The 18221-nt window shown below is 61.5% G+C and carries 17 protein-coding genes; 10 read left to right on the forward strand and 7 right to left on the reverse strand.

The window, feature by feature from the left end:
• Positions 1 to 245 precede the first annotated feature (245 nt).
• Positions 246 to 374 (forward strand): hypothetical protein, encoded by a 129-nt coding sequence (locus QX048_RS08865; protein ID WP_316169296.1) that lies wholly within the window; start codon positions 246 to 248, stop codon positions 372 to 374.
• Between the two features lie 43 nt (positions 375 to 417).
• Here QX048_RS08865 and QX048_RS08870 read toward each other — a convergent pair whose 3' ends face one another.
• From QX048_RS08870 to QX048_RS08890, 5 genes are read right to left on the reverse strand one after another with little or no spacing between them, the layout of a single operon-like run.
• Positions 418 to 1269 (reverse strand): ABC transporter permease, encoded by an 852-nt coding sequence (locus QX048_RS08870; RefSeq protein WP_315714186.1) that lies wholly within the window; start codon positions 1267 to 1269, stop codon positions 418 to 420.
• Positions 1270 to 1284: 15 nt separating this feature from the next.
• Positions 1285 to 2133, reverse strand: a complete 849-nt coding sequence (locus tag QX048_RS08875; protein ID WP_410052151.1) for an ABC transporter ATP-binding protein — start codon at positions 2131 to 2133, stop codon at positions 1285 to 1287.
• Positions 2130 to 3176 (reverse strand): ABC transporter substrate-binding protein, encoded by a 1047-nt coding sequence (locus tag QX048_RS08880; RefSeq protein ID WP_316192000.1) that lies wholly within the window; start codon positions 3174 to 3176, stop codon positions 2130 to 2132. The genes QX048_RS08875 and QX048_RS08880 overlap by 4 nt, the downstream gene beginning before the upstream one ends.
• Before the next feature lie 49 nt (positions 3177 to 3225).
• Entirely contained in the window at positions 3226 to 4443 is a 1218-nt protein-coding gene (locus tag QX048_RS08885) for a CaiB/BaiF CoA-transferase family protein (RefSeq protein WP_316191999.1), read from the reverse strand.
• Positions 4443 to 5378, reverse strand: coding sequence for a hydroxymethylglutaryl-CoA lyase (locus tag QX048_RS08890; protein ID WP_316191998.1), 936 nt, complete (start codon positions 5376 to 5378; stop codon positions 4443 to 4445). The genes QX048_RS08885 and QX048_RS08890 overlap by 1 nt, the downstream gene beginning before the upstream one ends.
• A 101-nt stretch (positions 5379 to 5479) precedes the next feature.
• Here QX048_RS08890 and QX048_RS08895 point away from each other — a divergent pair, with 101 nt between their 5' ends.
• The 7 genes from QX048_RS08895 (at position 5480) to QX048_RS08925 (ending at position 14816) form a co-directional block, all read left to right on the forward strand.
• Positions 5480 to 6388 (forward strand): GntR family transcriptional regulator, encoded by a 909-nt coding sequence (locus QX048_RS08895; RefSeq protein WP_315714191.1) that lies wholly within the window; start codon positions 5480 to 5482, stop codon positions 6386 to 6388.
• A gap of 259 nt (positions 6389 to 6647) precedes the next feature.
• The gene (locus QX048_RS08900) at positions 6648 to 7307 is read left to right on the forward strand and encodes a TetR/AcrR family transcriptional regulator (RefSeq protein ID WP_316191997.1); all 660 of its coding nucleotides are present in this window, start codon (positions 6648 to 6650) and stop codon (positions 7305 to 7307) included.
• A 173-nt stretch (positions 7308 to 7480) separates the two neighbouring features.
• Positions 7481 to 9088, forward strand: a complete 1608-nt coding sequence (locus tag QX048_RS08905; protein WP_316191996.1) for a DUF2306 domain-containing protein — start codon at positions 7481 to 7483, stop codon at positions 9086 to 9088.
• A 151-nt stretch (positions 9089 to 9239) separates the two neighbouring features.
• On the forward strand, positions 9240 to 9698 hold the full coding sequence (locus QX048_RS08910; protein ID WP_316191995.1) for a 4-oxalocrotonate tautomerase family protein: 459 nt from the start codon (positions 9240 to 9242) through the stop codon (positions 9696 to 9698).
• 113 nt (positions 9699 to 9811) lie between these two features.
• Positions 9812 to 11242, forward strand: coding sequence for an aldehyde dehydrogenase family protein (locus QX048_RS08915; protein WP_316191994.1), 1431 nt, complete (start codon positions 9812 to 9814; stop codon positions 11240 to 11242).
• Between the two features lie 634 nt (positions 11243 to 11876).
• Entirely contained in the window at positions 11877 to 13079 is a 1203-nt protein-coding gene (locus tag QX048_RS08920) for an ABC transporter substrate-binding protein (RefSeq protein WP_315827678.1), read from the forward strand.
• Between the two features lie 63 nt (positions 13080 to 13142).
• Positions 13143 to 14816: a long-chain-fatty-acid--CoA ligase gene (locus QX048_RS08925; protein WP_315827679.1), complete on the forward strand. Its 1674-nt coding sequence runs from the start codon at positions 13143 to 13145 to the stop codon at positions 14814 to 14816.
• Positions 14817 to 14869: 53 nt separating this feature from the next.
• Here QX048_RS08925 and QX048_RS08930 read toward each other — a convergent pair whose 3' ends face one another.
• Positions 14870 to 15388: a helix-turn-helix domain-containing protein gene (locus QX048_RS08930; RefSeq protein WP_315827680.1), complete on the reverse strand. Its 519-nt coding sequence runs from the start codon at positions 15386 to 15388 to the stop codon at positions 14870 to 14872.
• 245 nt (positions 15389 to 15633) lie between these two features.
• Here QX048_RS08930 and QX048_RS08935 point away from each other — a divergent pair, with 245 nt between their 5' ends.
• Both QX048_RS08935 and QX048_RS08940 read left to right on the forward strand, forming a co-directional pair.
• On the forward strand, positions 15634 to 16260 hold the full coding sequence (locus tag QX048_RS08935; protein ID WP_315714388.1) for a 2-hydroxychromene-2-carboxylate isomerase: 627 nt from the start codon (positions 15634 to 15636) through the stop codon (positions 16258 to 16260).
• 85 nt (positions 16261 to 16345) lie between these two features.
• Positions 16346 to 17545: a CoA transferase gene (locus QX048_RS08940; protein ID WP_316169287.1), complete on the forward strand. Its 1200-nt coding sequence runs from the start codon at positions 16346 to 16348 to the stop codon at positions 17543 to 17545.
• Here QX048_RS08940 and QX048_RS08945 read toward each other — a convergent pair.
• A complete protein-coding gene (locus QX048_RS08945) occupies positions 17542 to 18219 on the reverse strand; it encodes a glutathione S-transferase family protein (RefSeq protein ID WP_316169625.1) in 678 nt (225 codons plus the stop codon). The two genes, QX048_RS08940 and QX048_RS08945, sit on opposite strands and share 4 nt — an antisense overlap.
• Positions 18220 to 18221 lie beyond the last annotated feature (2 nt).

Consider the following 18221-nt stretch of genomic DNA (forward strand, 5'->3'; position numbering starts at 1 on the left):
TTGCCCCGCGATCCTGACGAGGACATGTGCGCCCGCTTGGCAGGCGGGGCTGAGCACGGACTCTCGGATGGACCACCAGATGTCATCACCGCGAGATCACGACGGAAGCCGGACCAATGCTATGTTGTCGACCGCTCGTGTGCAGCCGTGTAGTATCGAACAGAGGAGACGATCACGTCGAAGATGAAGGCGGAGAGACGCCCGATGTAAGCGTCCGGCCGCTGCACATGGCCTCAGATCTTGACATGATCGGCCGGCTCGATCGCCGCCGGGTGCACGGTGACGATGTCGGAACCGGCCGCGATCTGTGCAAGCTCGGCCTCTACGCGCTTACGTTCTGCCGCGAGCTCATTGACCTTCGGGTTGTGCGCTGAGCGGGATCAGCAGTCCGAGACGAGCTATGGACAGTCGTCTTGGTCAGGCCGCGCGCTCGAACTGCGGCTGCCAGCGGAGCAAGTAGGATTGCAGCGACTGGACGGCGAGCGCCAGCAGGATGCCGACGAACATCATGATGAAGATCGCCACCATCATCTCGCTCGCATTGGCGCGGGCCTCGGCCTCGATGATCAGCTTGCCGAGCCCGCGCTCGGCGCCGATGAACTCGCCGACGATGACGCCGACGAGCGCGAAGGAGACCGCTGGAAGCAGCGAGGCGAACACCCAGGCCAGTGCGGACGGGACGACGACGGTGCGCAGCACGGTCAGCTCGCTCGCGCCCAGCAGCCGGGCCGCGGCGATCTGGTCGCGGTCGACCGCGCGGGTGCCCTCGAAGGTGTTGAAGAAGACGACGAAGAACACGACGAGCCATGCGGTCGCGATCTTGGAGAGATCGCCGAGACCGAAGATCAGGATGACGAGCGGCACCAGCGCGATGCGCGGGATCGAGTTGAGCGCGATGATGTAGGGACCGAACACGCGGGCGAGAAAGTCCGACCGCCCGAGCACCACGCCGGCGGCGATGCCGGTCAGCGCGCCGAACAGAAAACCCCACCAGGTGTTCTTGAGCGTGACGAGGGTCGCGGTCCACAGATTGTTGTCGGTGGCTCCGATGCAGGCGACGACTCCGGCGGGGTCGCTGAAGCAGCCGAGGCGCAGAAAACTCTGCCAGATCAGCGAGGGCTTTGCGACGAAGTAGGGATCGAGGATCTTCGGCACATAGGCTTTGGGCAGCAGCGCCTTGCTCCACTCGAAGCCCCATTGCCAGACCACGAGCACAATGACCAGGATGGCGATCTGCCAGAACAGGATGGCGGCGCGACGGGTCGACATGATCGGTCAGCCTTCTCAGTCAGCCTTGGTGCGGCGGAATTCTTCGCCGAGCGAATGCCAGATATGGGAATAGAGCCGGCCGAACTCGGCGGTCTCGCGCAGGCTCACGGGGTCGCGCGGCCTGGGGAATGACACTTCGAAATCATCCTTGAGGCGCCCCGGCCGGGCCGACAGCAGGATGATGCGGCTGGCGAGCGTCAGCGCCTCGCCGAGATCGTGGGTCACGAACAGCACGGTCTGCCGCTCGCGCTCCCAGATATCGAGCAGGGTCTTGTGCATCTCGAGCTTGGTGTGGGTATCGAGCGCGCCGAACGGCTCGTCCATCAGCAGGATCTCCGGCGCGAGGATCAGCGTGCGCATCAGCGCCACGCGCTGCCGCATGCCGCCGGACAGCATGCGCGGAAAGCTGCGGCCGAAGCCTTGCAGCCCGGCCTTGCCGATGGCCTCGGTGACGCGCTGCGCGCGCTCCGGCTTCGGCACGCCGGCGATCTCCAGGCCGTAGCCGATGTTCTGCTCGACCGTCCGCCACGGAAACAGCGTGTCGCGCTGGAACACGTAGCCGACCCTTGGATTCACCTTGCCGGTCTCGACCGTGTCGCCGTCGATCAGGATGCGCCCGCCCGAGCGCGGCAGCAGCCCGGCGACCATGTTGAGGATCGTGCTCTTGCCGCAACCGGACGGACCCAGGAGGGCAACGAATTCGCCCTCCCGCACATCGAAGGAAACGTTGTCGACGGCGACAAATTCGCGGCCGCCGGTGCTGTAGGTCTTCATCAAACCCTGCACCGCGATCCGGGTGCGTTCCGCGGCAGGGCTCTCCGCGCCGCGCACCGTGGCGTAGCCTGCATTGGAGGGCGGCATCATTTGGTCTTCGCCTTCGCCGCCGCGAGGAAGCTGGGATCGACGATGTCCTCGTACTTGATCTCGGGAATGTCCGTCCCCTTGCGGTACCAGGGCTTGGCGCCGCGTGCATAGGACGCGGGGTCGATGCTGCCGTCATAGGCCCAGGTGGCGGTGTCGAAGCCGAGCTCGGCGCTGACCGCTTCGGGATCGATGCCGGAGAAGTACTTCGGCGTCGCCAGCGCCTGCACCTCGGCGAGCGGCGTGGCCTTGACCCAGGCCATGGCGCGGGTGATCGCATTGACGAAGGCCTGCACCAGCGCCTTGTCCTGCTCGATCGTGTCCTTCAAGGCGTAGATGACGAGCACCGGGACCGTGCCGCCGAAATCCTTCTCGAACAGTCCGGGCTTGGAGGTGTCGTAGATCACCTTGCCGAAGCCCTTCTTCTCGACCTCGACGATCCAGCTCGGCGGCGCCATGATGGCGTCGAACTGCTTGGTCTGCAGCGATGGAAACATCGTGTTCGGTCCGCCGCCTGCGACCCAGTTCACCTTGTCGCCCAGGCCGCGCGACTCGAACACATAGGTGCCGTAGACCCAGGTGCCCGATCCGATCGCCGTGGCGGCGACGATCGGCTTCGCACCGTCGGCGCGCCTGGAGGCGGCGAGCGCCTCGACCGAGGTGATGCCGCTGTCGTAGAGATCACGTCGCACCACGATGTTGGCGTAGGAGCAGACCATCTCGGTTGCCAGCAGGATCTTGCACGGCTTGCCGCGTGCCGTGAGCTGCAGCGGGTGGCTGGCGTCGCCATGCGCAAACAGCGCTTGATCGGCGGCGAGCGTCTGGCGGCCGAAGGTGCCGGAATTGCCGGTGAGGAACTTGGGATCAAGGCCCTCGTCCTTGAAGTAGCCCTTCAGCTCCGCGATCATTGCAATCGCATAGACCGGCGACACCGGTCCGAACGCGATCGACGCAGGCCGCGTCTCGGCCAGCAGCCGTCCTGGCAGCAGCGAAGCGCCCGCGAAGGCCGCGCCGGACGCGAGCGCGCGGCGCCGTGTGATCGTCATGGAATCCTCCCGCAGTTCTTATGTTCTCGACGATGTGCGACGTGACCGCTCACCCTGGCGGCTTCACAGGCGAAATCGTTCCGTCCGCTTCCAGCATGGCAATCTCGTCGGGCAGCAGCCCGATCTCGGCCAGGACGTCGCGCGTGTGCTCGCCGACATCAGGCGGATCGTAGCGGTTCGGCAGCCGTTGCCCGTCCAGCGACACCGGCAGCACCGGCGTCTTGGCGCGACGGCCGTCGGGCATGCGGATCTCGGTCAGGCCGCCCGATGCGTTGAGATGCGGATCGTCGAACAGGTCGCCGGGCTTGTTGACCGGCGCGTAGGGCAGCTCGAGCCGCTCCAGCACCGCGGCGAGATCGTCCCTCGCCCACGTCCTGAAGATCGCGGCGATCTCGGGGATCAGCCAGCCGCGATGATCGACCCGGCCCTGCGCGGTGGCGAAGCGCGGATCGTCCAGCCATTCCGTGCGCTCGAAGGCGCGGCAGAACGCCACCCATTGCTCCTCGCCGACGATGGTCACGAACAGCTTCGAGCCGTCCTTTGTGTCGAACAGATCGTAGACCGGCCACGGGCTGTCCTTGATCGAATAGGGGATCGAGGGCTGGCCGGTGACGACCTCGTACATCATGGCCTGCGCCATCAGGAACACGTTGTTCTCATACAGCGCGCTCTGCACGTAACGGCCACGCCCGGTGCGCTGACGCTCGGCCAGCGCGGCCTGGATCGCGATCACCCCGAACATGCCGCCCATGATGTCGTTGACCGAGGCTCCGGCGCGCATCGGGCGATCAGGCAGGCCGGTCATGTAGGCGAGGCCCCCCATCATCTGCACGACCTCGTCGAGAGCGAGGCGGTTCTCGTAAGGCCCGGGCAGGTAGCCCTTCAGCGAACAGTAGATCAGCTGCGGGGCGAACGCCGCCACGGACTCGTAGTCGAGCCCAATGCGCTTCATCAGCCCGGGGCGGAAATTCTCGATCAGCACGTCGCTGCGCGCGATCAGCTTGCGCGCAACATTCTGGCCCTGCGCCGTCGACGTATCGAGCGCGATGCTGCGCTTGTTGCGGCAGTAGGTGGCGAAAAAGCCGGCCGCCGGTCCCTTGAAGGAACGGGTGCGATCGCCCTTGATCGGCTCGACCTTGATCACGTCGGCGCCGAGATCGGCGAGGATGAGTCCGCAGCTCGGACCCATCACCATCTGGCTGAACTCGACGACGCGCACGCCCTCGAGCGGCCGAAGCGGAGCGTCGTGCTCTCGGGCCGCGCCCATCACGCTGCCCTCCGCAGCACCTTGGGGATGCCGGCCTCGTGCAGATGGCCGGTGAGGTGCTTCGGCGCGATGTGACGGGCCAGGATCTCGCGCGTGAGCATCAGCCGGTCCAGATCGATCCCGGTCGACAATCCCATACGCTCGAGCAAGAACACGAGATCCTCGGTGACGATGTTGCCGCGGGCGCCCGGCGCGAACGGACAGCCGCCGAGCCCGGAGACCGCGGCATCGAAGCGGCGGATGCCGGCCTCGAGGCCGGCGACCGCGTTCGCGAGGCCGGCGCCGAGCGTGTCGTGCAGGTGCAGACGCAGCGTGATATCCGGCCCGATCTCGCGCCGGACGGCCGCAACGACCTGCTTGACGAGCGTGGGCGTCGCGTAGCCGACGGTATCGGCAAGACCGATCTCGTCGGCCCCCGCCTCGACGAAACGGCGCGCCAGATCGCAGACCGCCGCCTCGCTGACATCGCCTTCGAGCGAGCAGCCGAACGAGGTGGAGATCGCGCCCATCAATTGCGGCCGCTCGGCGGCCGGCCGGGCATCGATCGCGGCGCGCACGGCATGGAAGGCTTCGACCTGCTCGGCGACCGTACGGCGGACATTGGCGCGGTTATGGGTCTCGCTGGCCGAGATCACAAAATAGATGTTGTCCACGCCTGCGGCGATGGCGCGCTCCGCGCCCTTGAAATTGGGGACCAGCGCGCCGATCCTCGTCTCTCGATGAGACAGCGCATGGGCCATCACCGCATCGACATCAGCGAATTGCGGCACGACCTTCGGCGGCACGAAGGAGCCGGCATCGATCTCGCGCACCCCTGCGGCCGCGATGGCGTCGATCAGCGCGCACTTCGCTTCGGTCGGCACGAACATGTCGAGGTTCTGCAGGCCGTCGCGCGGCGCGACCTCGCAGATATGGACGTCCGGCTCACGGATCATTGGCGTTGCTTCCCCGTCGCTCGCTTCTCGATTGTATATTTTTCATATAAAGAACAATCCGGCCGACGATCTGTCAAGCTGAAAGAGGTTTCCTCGGCATCATGACCGATTGGGACACATCGCCCTCCGCTGCACGGACGGGCACGACCGACCGCGCCGAGCAGCTCGCCGGCCTGATCCTGGCGTTCGCACGCCGCGAAGGCATGAAGGCCGGGGACCGCCTGATCGAGCAAAGGCTGGCCGATGCGCTCGACGTGTCGCGTGCGCCGATCCGGCTCGGGCTGAAGGCCCTGGAGGCGGCGGGGCTGGCGCGGGGCGAGCCCCATCGCGGCTTCGTGCTGACCCAGAACCCGACGAGCGGTGCGGCACGCCCGACGCTCGCCGCGGTGAGCCGCGCCGAGCAGGCCTATGCGGACATCGCGGCCGACGTTCTCGACCGGCGCATCGAGGCCGACGTCACCGAGGCCGAGCTGATGCGCCGCTACGAGCTGAGCCGCACCGAGCTGCAGCGCCTGCTCGATCGCATCGCGGCCGAGGGCTGGATCGCCCGCCTGCCCGGCTATGGCTGGCGCTTCGCCGAGACGCTGTCGAGCCCAGAAGCCCAGGACCAGGCTGCGGCCTTCCGGGCCGTGATCGAGCCGGCAGCGATTCTGCAGCCCGGCTTCGGGCTTCAGCAGGACGTCATCGCGAAGCTTCGCCAGCATCAGCAGCGCGTACTCGGTGGCGAGCTCGACAAGATGACGATCGGCGAGGTCTATCAGTCGGGCTGCGAGTTTCACGAGGAGATCGCGCGCGGCGCCCGCAATCCGTTCTTCGTCGAGTCGCTGCGACGCGTGAACTCGATCCGCCGCCTGTTCGCCTATCGCAGCTTCGCCGATCGAGATGGCATGCGCCGGCACGTCGAGGAGCATTTGCGCCTGCTTAATCTGCTCGAAGCAGGACGTAATCAAGATGCCGCCGAGCTGATGCGAAGTCACCTTCAGCGTCCGCTATCATCGCGCTTGCCTTGAGCTTTTTGGCTCCGCGGCATGTAGTCGGAGCGGAACAGCAAGTAGCAACTTCTGAGCCGTTCGATTGCGATTCCTGGAAGGAGTAACAGCCCGCTATGGGCCGCAAAGGGGAAGCAAGCGTTCGAGGCGGACCCGACGACATACGAGGGGACAGATTGAAGTTTGCCAGAAGTTCGTTGTGATGCACGCCGAATAACACTTTTGAGGTTTTTCTTTTGAGCTTCTGTAGCGCGCAACGATAGTGGTAATACTGTCAATTATGGCTACCGGCACGGCGTTTCCTGATCTCCGCACCAAGTTGATTCATACCACGATCAAGCTGCTGGCCGAGCAAGGTCCGGCGGCCGTTCAAGCTCGGTCCGTGGCCAATGAGGCTGGCGTCTCTACGATGGCTGTTTACAGCCATTTCGGAGGCATGCCGGAGCTATTGCGCGCAGTTGCCGATCAAGGGTTCCGATATCTGGCCTCTGCCTTTGAGGCGACGCCGAAGACCGATGATCCCGTTACAGACGTCTTCCGTTTGGCGTTGTGTTACCGCGACGTGGCCCGGCAGAACCCGCACCTCTACGATCTCATGTTCGGGCTATCAACTCGAGGAGCCTATCGGGCGATCGAGTATGATCCTACTCCGCTTTCTCGCTCGGAATCCCCTGCATTTCAAGAAGCCTTTGGCCATGTGGTTCGAGCCGCGACTCGTCTTATCGAGGCTGGCCGGATCCGCGACGATGATCCGAATGTCATCGCGGTACAGCTGTGGGGCTTCGTTCACGGGTTCATTACCCTCGAATTGGCTGGCCTCTTGGCTCGCTTTGATGACAGCGTCGAACAGATCCTTTTCCCGATGGCAATAAATATGTTGGTTGGCCTCGGCGACACGCCGGAACGCGCCGTCACCTCCATGATGCCATGCGTCAGGTGAGGGCATCCGCTCTCTGTTGATCCTTACGCCCGTTCCCTGAAACGAATAGGGACATTCAGCACTCCTTGCGTCTGCACTATAACGATGTTATTGTCGGTTAATAACATCGTTATGGCTGCTCAAGCAGTGACGCCAGCATCTGAACTGGCGCTCGTAACAGAGGGAGGATTTGTATGGCTGTATCAGTTCTGCCTGATTCGCCTCAGGGCCGGTCGACGCCGCTTGTTCGGCTACCAGCAATTCCGTTGCGCATCTGGCTGCTCCGCGCCATCGCGCTGGCGCTCCTCCTGGCTGCGTCCCTTGATGGGTTCGCGGCGATTATGGCGGGGATCGCGTATTACAAAGGAGCCGGGAATGCTGAGATTGCTGCAAAGCGCATCGCGCTGCTGAACGCCGCCGAAGCCGGCCAAGCCGTGGATATTCCCTCAAAAGTCGAGGAGTACGCTGGCAGCACGGTCGCGCTGGTGGGATCGGTCAGTTCGTCCACTTATGCTTATGGCAAGGAGAGTATCGCCGAGCATCTCCTCGTCTACAATGTCATGAGCAAGGAAAAGGCCGCAATGCTCATGGTCCATTCCTTGCTGGGCGGCGTATGCATGCTTTTCGGCGGCCTGCAATTCTGGCCCGCTTTCCGCCGCCGCTTTCCCAAGTGGCACCGCATATCCGGTGGCATCTATATCGTCGTACTGCAGGGCACGATGATCACCGCCATGATCCATCTTGTGCGCACGTCGGTTGCCGACACGCTGGATCATCTGTTTTTCTACGTGGGACTGTGGGGCCTGGCCCTGGGCATATCGTTCAGCCTCTGGATGGCCGTACATGCGTTGTGGCGCAAGCAGATTGCTAACCACCAAGCCTGGATGTGCATAAGCTACGGGCTCTTGCTGAGCACACCCATCCAGCGTTACGGCTGGCTGCTTTTTGGCGCGCTGGATCCGGGCATCCGCTTTACCGAAGCAAATTATGCCGTCACAGGGGTGCTGATCCCCCTTTCTTTGACGGTCGGCTACCTTCTGTTTACGATCAACCGCTGGGTGCAGCCGGTTCGCCGGGCCGAGTCCGCAAGCATGACTGCGGCTTCCGAAAAGCGCGCGCGTCTTGCACGCAACCTGGCGCTCGTGAGTTTCCCTGCCCTCGTCGCAGCCGCCGCCATTGTTGTTCAATACTACATGGTGACCCCCGCGCTGGAGCAGGCCTTCAGCGCCCGAGAATTGGTCCCGGCGGGTGTCATCCACCTTCATGACACCGTGATTGCAAGCGATGTCGTAAGCCGCGCGACGTTCGCGCTGGCGACGTTAGTTGGCTTGTCGAGCGGAGCGCATCTGCTGTGGATCGCCTTCGTCCGACGGCAACCGAACGGTGTTCTGGCTGCACCTTCCTGGGCGTTGGCGTTCTCCGGCGCCGTCGCGGGAATTGTATTGATGTACTGGGGCCTGCGGATGGGTATGCCGAGCTTCGCTACCCTTGCAGGCGGTTCGATGCACATGATTGGAGGAGCCGCCACTCTGTTGTTCGCGGTTCTGCTTGCCTTCGCCTTGCGCCGCGGAGAGGTGGCCTGGGTCAAGGAATGGGGCGTATTCGTCCTCGCCTGCATCGCGGCTACGCCCACCTTCTACTTTCTACTGCCCGTTATGGGCGCGTCCGGATTTGACGCACAGTGGGTGAGGGAGGGCCACATCTTCCGCCTGGCCCTCGCTGGCCAATGGTTGGTGGCGATAATGGGCGCCTTCATCTACGCGGCCTATGGACAAGCAACCCAAAGCAGACTGGCTCGCTGAAACCGGAGCCGCGGTGGCCATCAAGGGCGGGGACGAGTCCTCCTCGCCCACGCGCCGCGACGTGCGGAGCCCGACCCACGAGTCCAACTGGTGCGATAACCAGAGGGTTTCTCCTGATGGGAGAGGCCACCTACAAAAAGGAGTGATGTCAATGCCAACCTATTATTGCTCCAGCATCGAGGGACGCCTTTCGGGCAGGCAGAAGAGTGCGATTGCGGCTGAGATCACGCGGATCCATGCGGAGGTGACGGGAGCGCCGACCTACTTCGCGCAAGTCATTTTCGAAGACGTGAAAGCTGAGAACTACTTTATGGGCGGCGCGCCACTGACGCATGACCAGGTGTTTGTCTACGGTCACATCCGAGGCGGGCGCGCTGCGATCGACAAGACACGAATGATCAAATTGATGGCAGAGGCCGTCGCGGTTGCCGCCTCTGCCGCGGATCACCGCAGCGTATGGGTATATGTCGGCGAGCTTCCAGCGCGGCAGATGATCGAATTTGGTCACGTACTGCCAGAGGCCGGCGATGAACCGGCGTGGACAGCCAATCTGCCGGCAGCGGATCGCGATTTCATGCAATCCGTGGGACCGCAGACAAAGGGCAAATGAAAGAAGGGCGGCAACGCCCGTGCCGCGGTTAGCTCGTCGGCAGATAGCGCTCGGACTGCCTGCAAGAGGCAGGCGGTTCGATACGCGAAAATGTCAATCAGGGAAGGTCTTCAATGCGTAACTATACCCGATTCTACATCGACGGTGACTGGGTGGAACCACTCGGTGGCAACGCGATCCACGTGGTCAATCCCGCCAACGAGCAGCCGGCAGGATTAATCACTCTAGGAACAGCTGCGGACGTCGATCGCGCTGTGAAGGCCGCGCGAACGGCATTTGCCAGCTTCTCCCGCAGCAGCCGCCAGGAGCGGATCGATATCCTTTCCAGCATTTTGAACGTGTACGCGAAGCGCCATGCCGATCTCGGCGCCGCTCTTACCGAAGAACTCGGCGCACCCACGAAGTTCGCGATGGAATTGCAGGCCGGCGTTGGCCTTGCGCATCTCCAGACCGCAATCAATGCCCTGAAGAATTACGAGTTCGAGCATCCGCAGGGACCGCGCACAGTGGTGCGCCGTGAGCCTATTGGGGTGGTCGGAATGATCACGCCTTGGAACTGGCCGATCAACCAAATCATGGTCAAGGTCGTTCCGGCCCTGGCCACTGGGTGCACCGCCGTGCATAAGCCTTCCGAGGTTGCCCCGTTCACTGCTCATGTCCTCGCGGAGATCTTCCACGAAGCCGGCGTTCCGAAGGGCGTCTATAATCTGGTCGACGGTGATGGGCCGACCGTCGGAGCCGCCATATCCGCGCATCCCGGTGTCGACATGGTTTCTTTCACTGGATCGACTGCGGCGGGGATTGATGTTGCGAAACGCGCGGCTGACACCGTGAAGCGTGTGCATCAGGAGTTGGGCGGCAAGTCGCCCAACATCATCTTGGATGACGCCAATTTCGCAACCGCGATCACAGAGAACATTTATCGACTGATGCTCAACTCGGGGCAGACGTGTCATGCGCCGACCCGGATGCTGGTTCCCCAGAACCAGATGGAAGGAGCCAAGCAAATTGCAAAACAGGTCGTGGCGTCGATCACTTATGGCGACCCAAAAACGGACGTGTACATGGGTCCCGTCGTTTCCGAACGCCAGTGGGATCGAATCCAGCGGTTGATCAAGACGGGGATCGATGAGGGCGCCACGCTCGTTACAGGCGGTATGGGGCGCCCGGAAAATATGAAGGTCGGATACTACGTCAAGCCCACGGTGTTTGCGGACGTTGAAAACACCATGGCCATCGCGCGTGAGGAAATTTTCGGACCTGTTCTCGCCATCATCGGCTACACGGACGTCGACGACGCAGTAACAATCGCCAACGATACCGTGTACGGGCTCGGCGCTTATGTGCAATCGGCGAGCATTGAAAAGGCCCGGGCTGTCGCTGACAGACTTCAAGCGGGCATGGTCTATATTAATGGCGCGTCAGAAGATACCGAAGCTCCTTTCGGCGGATACAAAATGTCCGGTAACGGTCGTGAATGGGGCGAACTCGCCTTCAGTGAATTCCTCGAGACCAAGGCTGTCATTCATGCGACGGCGGACTGACAGGGTCGAATATTGCGTCGAAACCGTTCGGCGGCAGTAGGTCCCAGCAGCAGAGCCGGCGGTCGTTGCGTGCACGGTCGGAGATGAACGCGCGGCGCCGGCTCGTCCAGTCCGTAGTAGTCGAGCCGAGCCCTCGCATGGTCATTGAGGGGAACTCATATCGTGGGCGAGCCTTTCGGCGGCGACTTTAGTCGTCCGAAGGAGCCAACCGAAGTCGGTATGGACGATCAAAATCGAGAGATGTGGCTTGGCTGCGGCGCGTAAAAGCGTGAACGTCTGCTCGCCACCGGTCGGACCCGAATTAGTTCGATAAAAGAATTGAAATCAGCTTTCGAAGGCGAGCCTCCAGGAGGTACGGAGGGTCAGGGGGCAGCACACGCATAGTCGCGGGCTGCAACAAGTAAATAGTTCAAAGATGACCTCATTTTGCGTTTTTTAGCCGAAGCGAGCGTGCGCCTAGGTGGTCGTGAGCTTGAGCGGATGCGTCCCGCTCTGGCGATCGAGGGGAAGACTCGAGCGGCTTGACTAGTTCCAAAAAAGAACGGTAGATCGGCGAGGAACGACGGTCGATCAAGGCCGCGCTTTGTTGGATCGTGCCACTCGGGCATGCAATCCTCAATTTTGGGAGGAAGTGATGCTGGGGCTCTTCAGGTCTGCTTTCGCGGTGCTGCTTCTGGCGTTCGGGTCATCGGCTTCTGCTGCCGATATGCCGGGGATCACGCCAACGGAGATCAGGATCGGGGGCATCTTTCCCTTTAGCGGTCCTGCTTCGTCGATCGGTCTCGTTGGTCGAGGGCTTCTCGCGTATGTCCAGTCGATTAACGACCGCGGCGGAGTAAACGGCCGAAAGGTCAACTACATAGCGTATGACGATGCCTATAGCCCACCAAAAGCGGTTGAGCATGCGCGAAGGCTCGTCGAAAGCGATGAAGTGGCCTTCATGTTCAGCCAGCTCGGCACGCCCGGCAACTCGGCCACTGCAAAGTATCTGAAGTCGAGGGGCGTGCCGGCGATCGGCATCGTCTCGGGATCGAACAAGTTCACGAATGTGGCGGAGTTTCCGCTGACGACGACCAGTCTGGTCAGCTTCGACACCGAAGGGAAAATCTACGCCAGGTTCCTGACCAAGACGCTGCCGAACGCGAAGTACGCGATCCTGTATCAGAACGATGATCTCGGAAAAGACTACCTCAACGCTTTCAAGGGGGTCCTTAAAGACGAGTTCGACAAGAAGGTCGTCGCAATTGCCTACGAGGTCAGCGAGCCGACGGTGGATTCGCAGGTGGTGAGTCTCAAGAGTTCGGGCGCCGATGCATTGTTGGTGGCTGGTACCCCGAAGTTCGCGGCACAGGCAATCCGCAAAGCTGCCGAAATCGGTTGGAAACCGATGATCGTACTGAACTACCCATCAAGCTCGGTTGGCGCCACGCTGAAGCCCGCAGGTCTCGATAATTCAATAGGCGTCATCGTTGGAACGGTGGCGATGGACCCGACCGACTCGCAGTGGGATAACAACGACGGAATGAAGAACTTTCGAGCATTTGTCGCGCGGTATTTGCCCGGAATCGATATCGCCGACACGAACTATCTGTTCGGGTATACGCAAGGCATGCTGCTCGAACGCCTGCTCAAGCAGTGTGGGAACGATCTGTCGCGCGAAAATATCATCGGGCAGGCCAAGAACCTCAAGAACGTCGCGCTTCCCACGCTGCTGCCTGGGATCACGGTCAATACAAGCGACAAGATCAACATGAATTTCACGCAAATGAGGCTACAGCGCTGGACCGGGACGCGGTGGGATCAATTCAGCGAGGTTCTCGATGCCAGCTCGGAGTGATGAGGTTGGTGGTGTCTCGCTAACGCCGGTGGCGTCAATCGCTGCAGCTGAAATGAGGTTATCGTGAAAGGATTGATGCAGAATCAGCCTTTGCTGCTGTCCTCGCTCTTGAAGCATGCGGAGCGCTTCCATTCGCGGACGGAGATCGTTTCGCGCACCGTGGAGGGCTCGATTCATCGCTATACGTATGGGGATGCGGCGCGTCGCACCAGAAAGCTTGCCGATGCTTTGACCCGCCATGGCATCTTGCAGGGCGATCGTGTCGCAACTCTTGCCTGGAACACGTTCAGGCATTTCGAGATCGAGCATGGCGTCACGGGAATCGGTGCAGTATGGCATGCGATCAACCCGAGGCTTATCCCGGATCAGATCAGCTACATTGCAAATCACGCCGAAGACAAGATCCTGTTCTTCGACAGCTCGTTTCTTCCCCTCGTGGAGAAGCTGGCGGCCGGGCTTTCCTCCGTGAAGATGTTTGTCCTGATGGCGGATCGAGCCGACATGCCAAGGACGACGCTTCCGAATTTGCTGTGCTACGAGGAATTCGTGGACTTGGGAAAGGAGGAGTTTGAATGGCCGGTATTCGACGAACTTTCGGCCTCCTCCCTGTTCTACACGTCGGGGACCACAGGCAATCCCAAGGGCGTTCTCTACTCGCATCGATCGGATATCCTGCATTGCCTCTGCATCTGCGGTGCATACGCAATGGGCATTGCGCCGCGCGACACGCTTCTGCCGATGACTCCGATGTTTCACGCCAACGGGGCCTGGGGCCTGACCCATGCAGCTCCCATGGTCGGTGCCAAGCTGGTCCTGCCAGGACCCAAAATGGACGGCGCCGCCATTGCGGAGTTGATCGACAGGGAAGGCGTGACCATGACCGCCGGGGTCCCGACACTCTATTCAAACCTGCTCCAGTACTTAGAGTCCAGGGGTACCGGTGCTGGGACGCTCGAGCGCATCATAGTTGCCGGTTCGGCGCCCGCGCCTAGCCTGATCGAGGGTCTTGAGCGCCTGGGCGTCTCTGTCAACCATCTGTGGGGCATGACTGAGACGAGTCCTTGCGGTACGTCTTCGCAGCCGTCGCGACGCACGGCGAGCCTTTCCCCGCAGGATCGGCTTCGACGCAAGACCAGCCAGGGGCAGCCGATCTACGGCGTCGACATCAAGATCGCTGACGAGCGGGGCAGTGAAATGCCACGCGACGGAAAATCCAGTGGCCGATTGATGGTGCGTGGACCGTGGATCATCAGCGGTTACTACGGGGAGGACAAGCCGCTGCTGGAGGACGGCTGGTTCAATACCGGGGATGTCGCTGTGATGGATGACGATAATTACATCCAGTTGACCGATCGCGCCAAAGACGTTGTGAAGTCAGGCGGGGAATGGATTTCGTCCATCGACCTGGAAAACCTGGCGAAGGGATGCCCGGGAGTCACGGAGGCGGCCGTGATCGGCGTTCCTCATCCGAGATGGGAGGAGCGACCGCTGCTTATCGTCGTGCCGACATCCGGAGCCATAACGGCGCAATCGATCAGGGCCTATCTGGACAACAAAATCGCCAAATGGTGGATGCCTGACGATATCGTCTTCGTTGACGCGCTCAGCTATGGCGCGACGGGCAAGATCCAGAAGATGGAGCTACGCCAACGCTTCTCAGGGCATTATTCCGCGCCAGCGCGAGGGGATAGTGCAAGAGTGCCACAGGGCACTTCAGCGCAGAGCAACGCATCGTGATGCGAACCTCATCGAGCCGTCGCCAGTCCCCGCCGAAAGGCAAACGCCCGGGATCACGCTGCTTGTCTGCGGGTCCTTGCCTTGCTCGGCTTCTGTTCGGGAGAGGCCTTCTCGAGCTTCGCGCGCGCGCCGGGGCCCGGATGGGTATGAACTTCCTTCGCCGACAGCGGTTCGCCGCATTCCGAGCACACCATTACGGGATCGAAGACCTTGCCGCATTTCTTATGCTCATGCAGCAGAGGTCGCCCGCGTTCGTCGACCATGTGAGTGTCGCCCCAATGGACGAGCGCCATCATGATCGGATAGAGATCGAGGCCCTTTTGCGTCAGGATGTACTCATGGCGCTTGGGTGAATCCTGATACGGAATTCGCCGCAACACGCCGTTCCGCACCAGCTTCTTCAGCCGCTCGGCAAGCAGATGGCGCGTGATCCCGAGCGCAGACTGGAAGCCTTCAAATCGTCGGGTGCGCAGAAAGCATTCGCGTAAAATCAGAAGGGTCCAACGGTCGCCAATTACACCTATGGTTCGTGCCAGTGAACATGGCTCTTCCTCGAGGGCATCCCACTTCATTCGTACTTCTCCACTCTTCCAGCGACGGGTCGCTCGAATCGCCGACGCAACCGTCTTTTCAAGAACCATTCTAGATAGGGACTACGTTCCAAACAACCTCTAACCGATCTGGGCCAAAATAGCAGAATCTGCCAGTTTATTGACAGTTCGTTTTTAGAACTGTATGAGAGTTGGCGATACGGTTCGTGCGGACCAAACATGACCACTTCAACAATGCCTATGCGGGAGAGGCCGGCGTGACAGCTCTGAAGGTTGAATTCCAGTTCGATTTCGGCAGTCCCAACGCCTATCTGGCGGAACGCGCAATACCTGGCGTCGAGCGACGGACAGGCGTGAAGTTTGATTATGTGCCGATACTTCTCGGCGGCATCTACAAGGCGACCGGCAACATGTCCCCGGCGGAGTCGCTGCACGGCATCAAGAACAAGCCCGAATACATGGCGCTCGAGACGCAGCGCTTCATCCGTCGCCACAACATTACGACATTTCGGCAAAATCCGTTTTTCCCGGTGAATACGCTGATGCTGATGCGCGGTGCGGTCGCCGCTCAGTTCGAGGGTATGTTCGAGCCGTATTTCCGGGCCGCTTACCATCACATGTGGGAGGATCCGAAGAAGATGGATGACGTCGAGGTGTTCCGCGCGGCTTTCAAATCCTCAGGGCTCGACATCGACAGGCTGATGGCACGAGCTCAACAGGACGACGTCAAGAAGAGGCTCATCGACCTGACCACGGATGCGGTCAACCGCGGAGCATTCGGTTCGCCGACGTTCTTCGTCGGCAAGGAGATGTTCTTCGGCAAGGACCAGCTCCGGGACGTCGAGGAATCGATCGTCGAGCAGATGCGGCAGCCTGCCGCCAGCATTGCGTGACTCGAAACGCGACACGAGATAATGCGGCCTGGCCGAAGGAGTTGGCGTAAGGGCCGGAAGAACCAGCCAGGGGAAGGGAAACGTCATGCCAGGGCCGCTTAGCGGAGTTCGTGTGCTCGATCTGACCGGTGTGGTATCAGGTCCGTTCGCGACGATGTTTTTGGCCGACCAGGGCGCCGACGTGATCAAGATCGAGCCGATTGGTGGCGACATCACCCGCCGCAGCCGCGCCACCATCGACAAGCGCGGTGAGTTCTCGGCGTTGTTCATCTCATCAAACCGTGGCAAGCGTTCGCTTGCGCTCGACGTCAAGAGCGAGGCCGGTCGCGAGGTGCTTGCCAAACTTGTCGCGCAATCCGACGTGCTGGTGCAGAATTTTCGGCCCGGCACGATGGAGCGCCTCGGGCTCGGGGCCGCCGAGTTGCGCGGCCGCTATCCGCGGCTGATTTACGTTTCCATCAGCGGCGTCGGCGAAACCGGCCCTTATGTCAAGAAGCGCGTCTACGATCCGATCATTCAGGGTCTCTCGGGGTTCGCCGACATCCAGTCGCAGCCCGTGACCAACCGGCCACAGATGATCAGAACCATCGTTTGCGACAAGACCACGGCCGTCATGACGGCACAAGCGGTTGCAGCAGCGCTCTATGCGCGAGAGAAGAGCGGACAAGGGGATCACATCCAGGTCGCGATGCTGGATGCAATGATCTCCTACCTCTGGCCAGAAGGTATGATGCAATACACTGTGGTGGGCGCCGAGGCTGCTGCGGCCGATCCCAATGATCGCCCCGACCTCGTGTTCAAGACCAGCGACGGCTACATCACTTGCGGTACTATCTCGGACTCGGAATGGCAGGGGTTTTGTCGCGCGACAGGTGATCCGGAGCTTGGCACCGACCCACGTTTTGCAACGCCGGCGGCGCGTTCCGTCAATGCGACTGCCCGCATCAACAAGATGGCTGAATACATCGCGCAGCACAACACCGCCGAATGGCTGGAGCGGCTCGATGCAGCGGACGTCCCCTGCGCGCCGATCCTGCGCCGTGGGGAGATCATTCACAACGAGCAGGTGATTGCGCGCGATCTCATTGCCGAGTTGGACCAGCCCAGTGTTGGTCGCATTCGACAGCCCAAGCCGGCCGCTCGCTTCGAAGTCAATCCGGCTGCGATCGGTGGCCCCGCCCCCCGAATCGGCGAGCATTCGCGCGAGATCCTGGGTGAGCTCGGCTATGACAATGCCGCAATCGAGAAGATGGCGACCGAAAAATCGGTCCGGATCTCGGGTTAAGCCGGCGGAGCTTTTGGCAGCACCGGCGTAATTGGAACGAGCGGAATGTTAGCTTCCTGGCCGAGCCGATAGGCAGGCCGGGCGTGGATGCGCTCCAGATAGGGCAGGGCGTTATCGCAGACGCCCACCTCATAGGTGATCGCCCATTCGAGACACGTGGTCAGCAGGATATCGGCGCTGGTGAACTGATCGCCCATCAGGTATCGGCGTCCATCGGCAAGCGCGACCTCCACATGGCGCAATTGCTCGCGGAAATACTCGCCTGCCCTGGCGACGACTTCGGGAGCAATTCCGTAGATGGTGCCAAGCCCATCTGCCCGATGGCGCCGCATTACATAGAGGCTAGTGGAATCAAGCTCTGCAACGATGAAGAAGCACCATTCCAGCCACGCAGCATAGTCGCGCTGCTTTTCTGGGATCAGCGCCCGGTCCCGCGTGGAGTAAGTGCGTGACAGGTACGCGACGATAGCGGCACTCTCGCCGATGCAGAAATCGCCGTCCTGTAGCAGCGGGACCTTCTGCCGCGGATTGAGCGCGGTATATTCCGCCGTCTTGGTTTCCCCAGTACGCGGCCCGATCGGCTTGCTCGTGTAGGCGAGACCAAGCTCGTACATCGCCCAGTGCGCCCGTACGGTCCGGCTGGTGCCTGCTCCCCACAGCGTCAGATTCGGCATGG

The organism is Bradyrhizobium sp. SZCCHNS30572, from assembly GCF_032484415.1.
GTDB lineage: Bacteria > Pseudomonadota > Alphaproteobacteria > Rhizobiales > Xanthobacteraceae > Bradyrhizobium.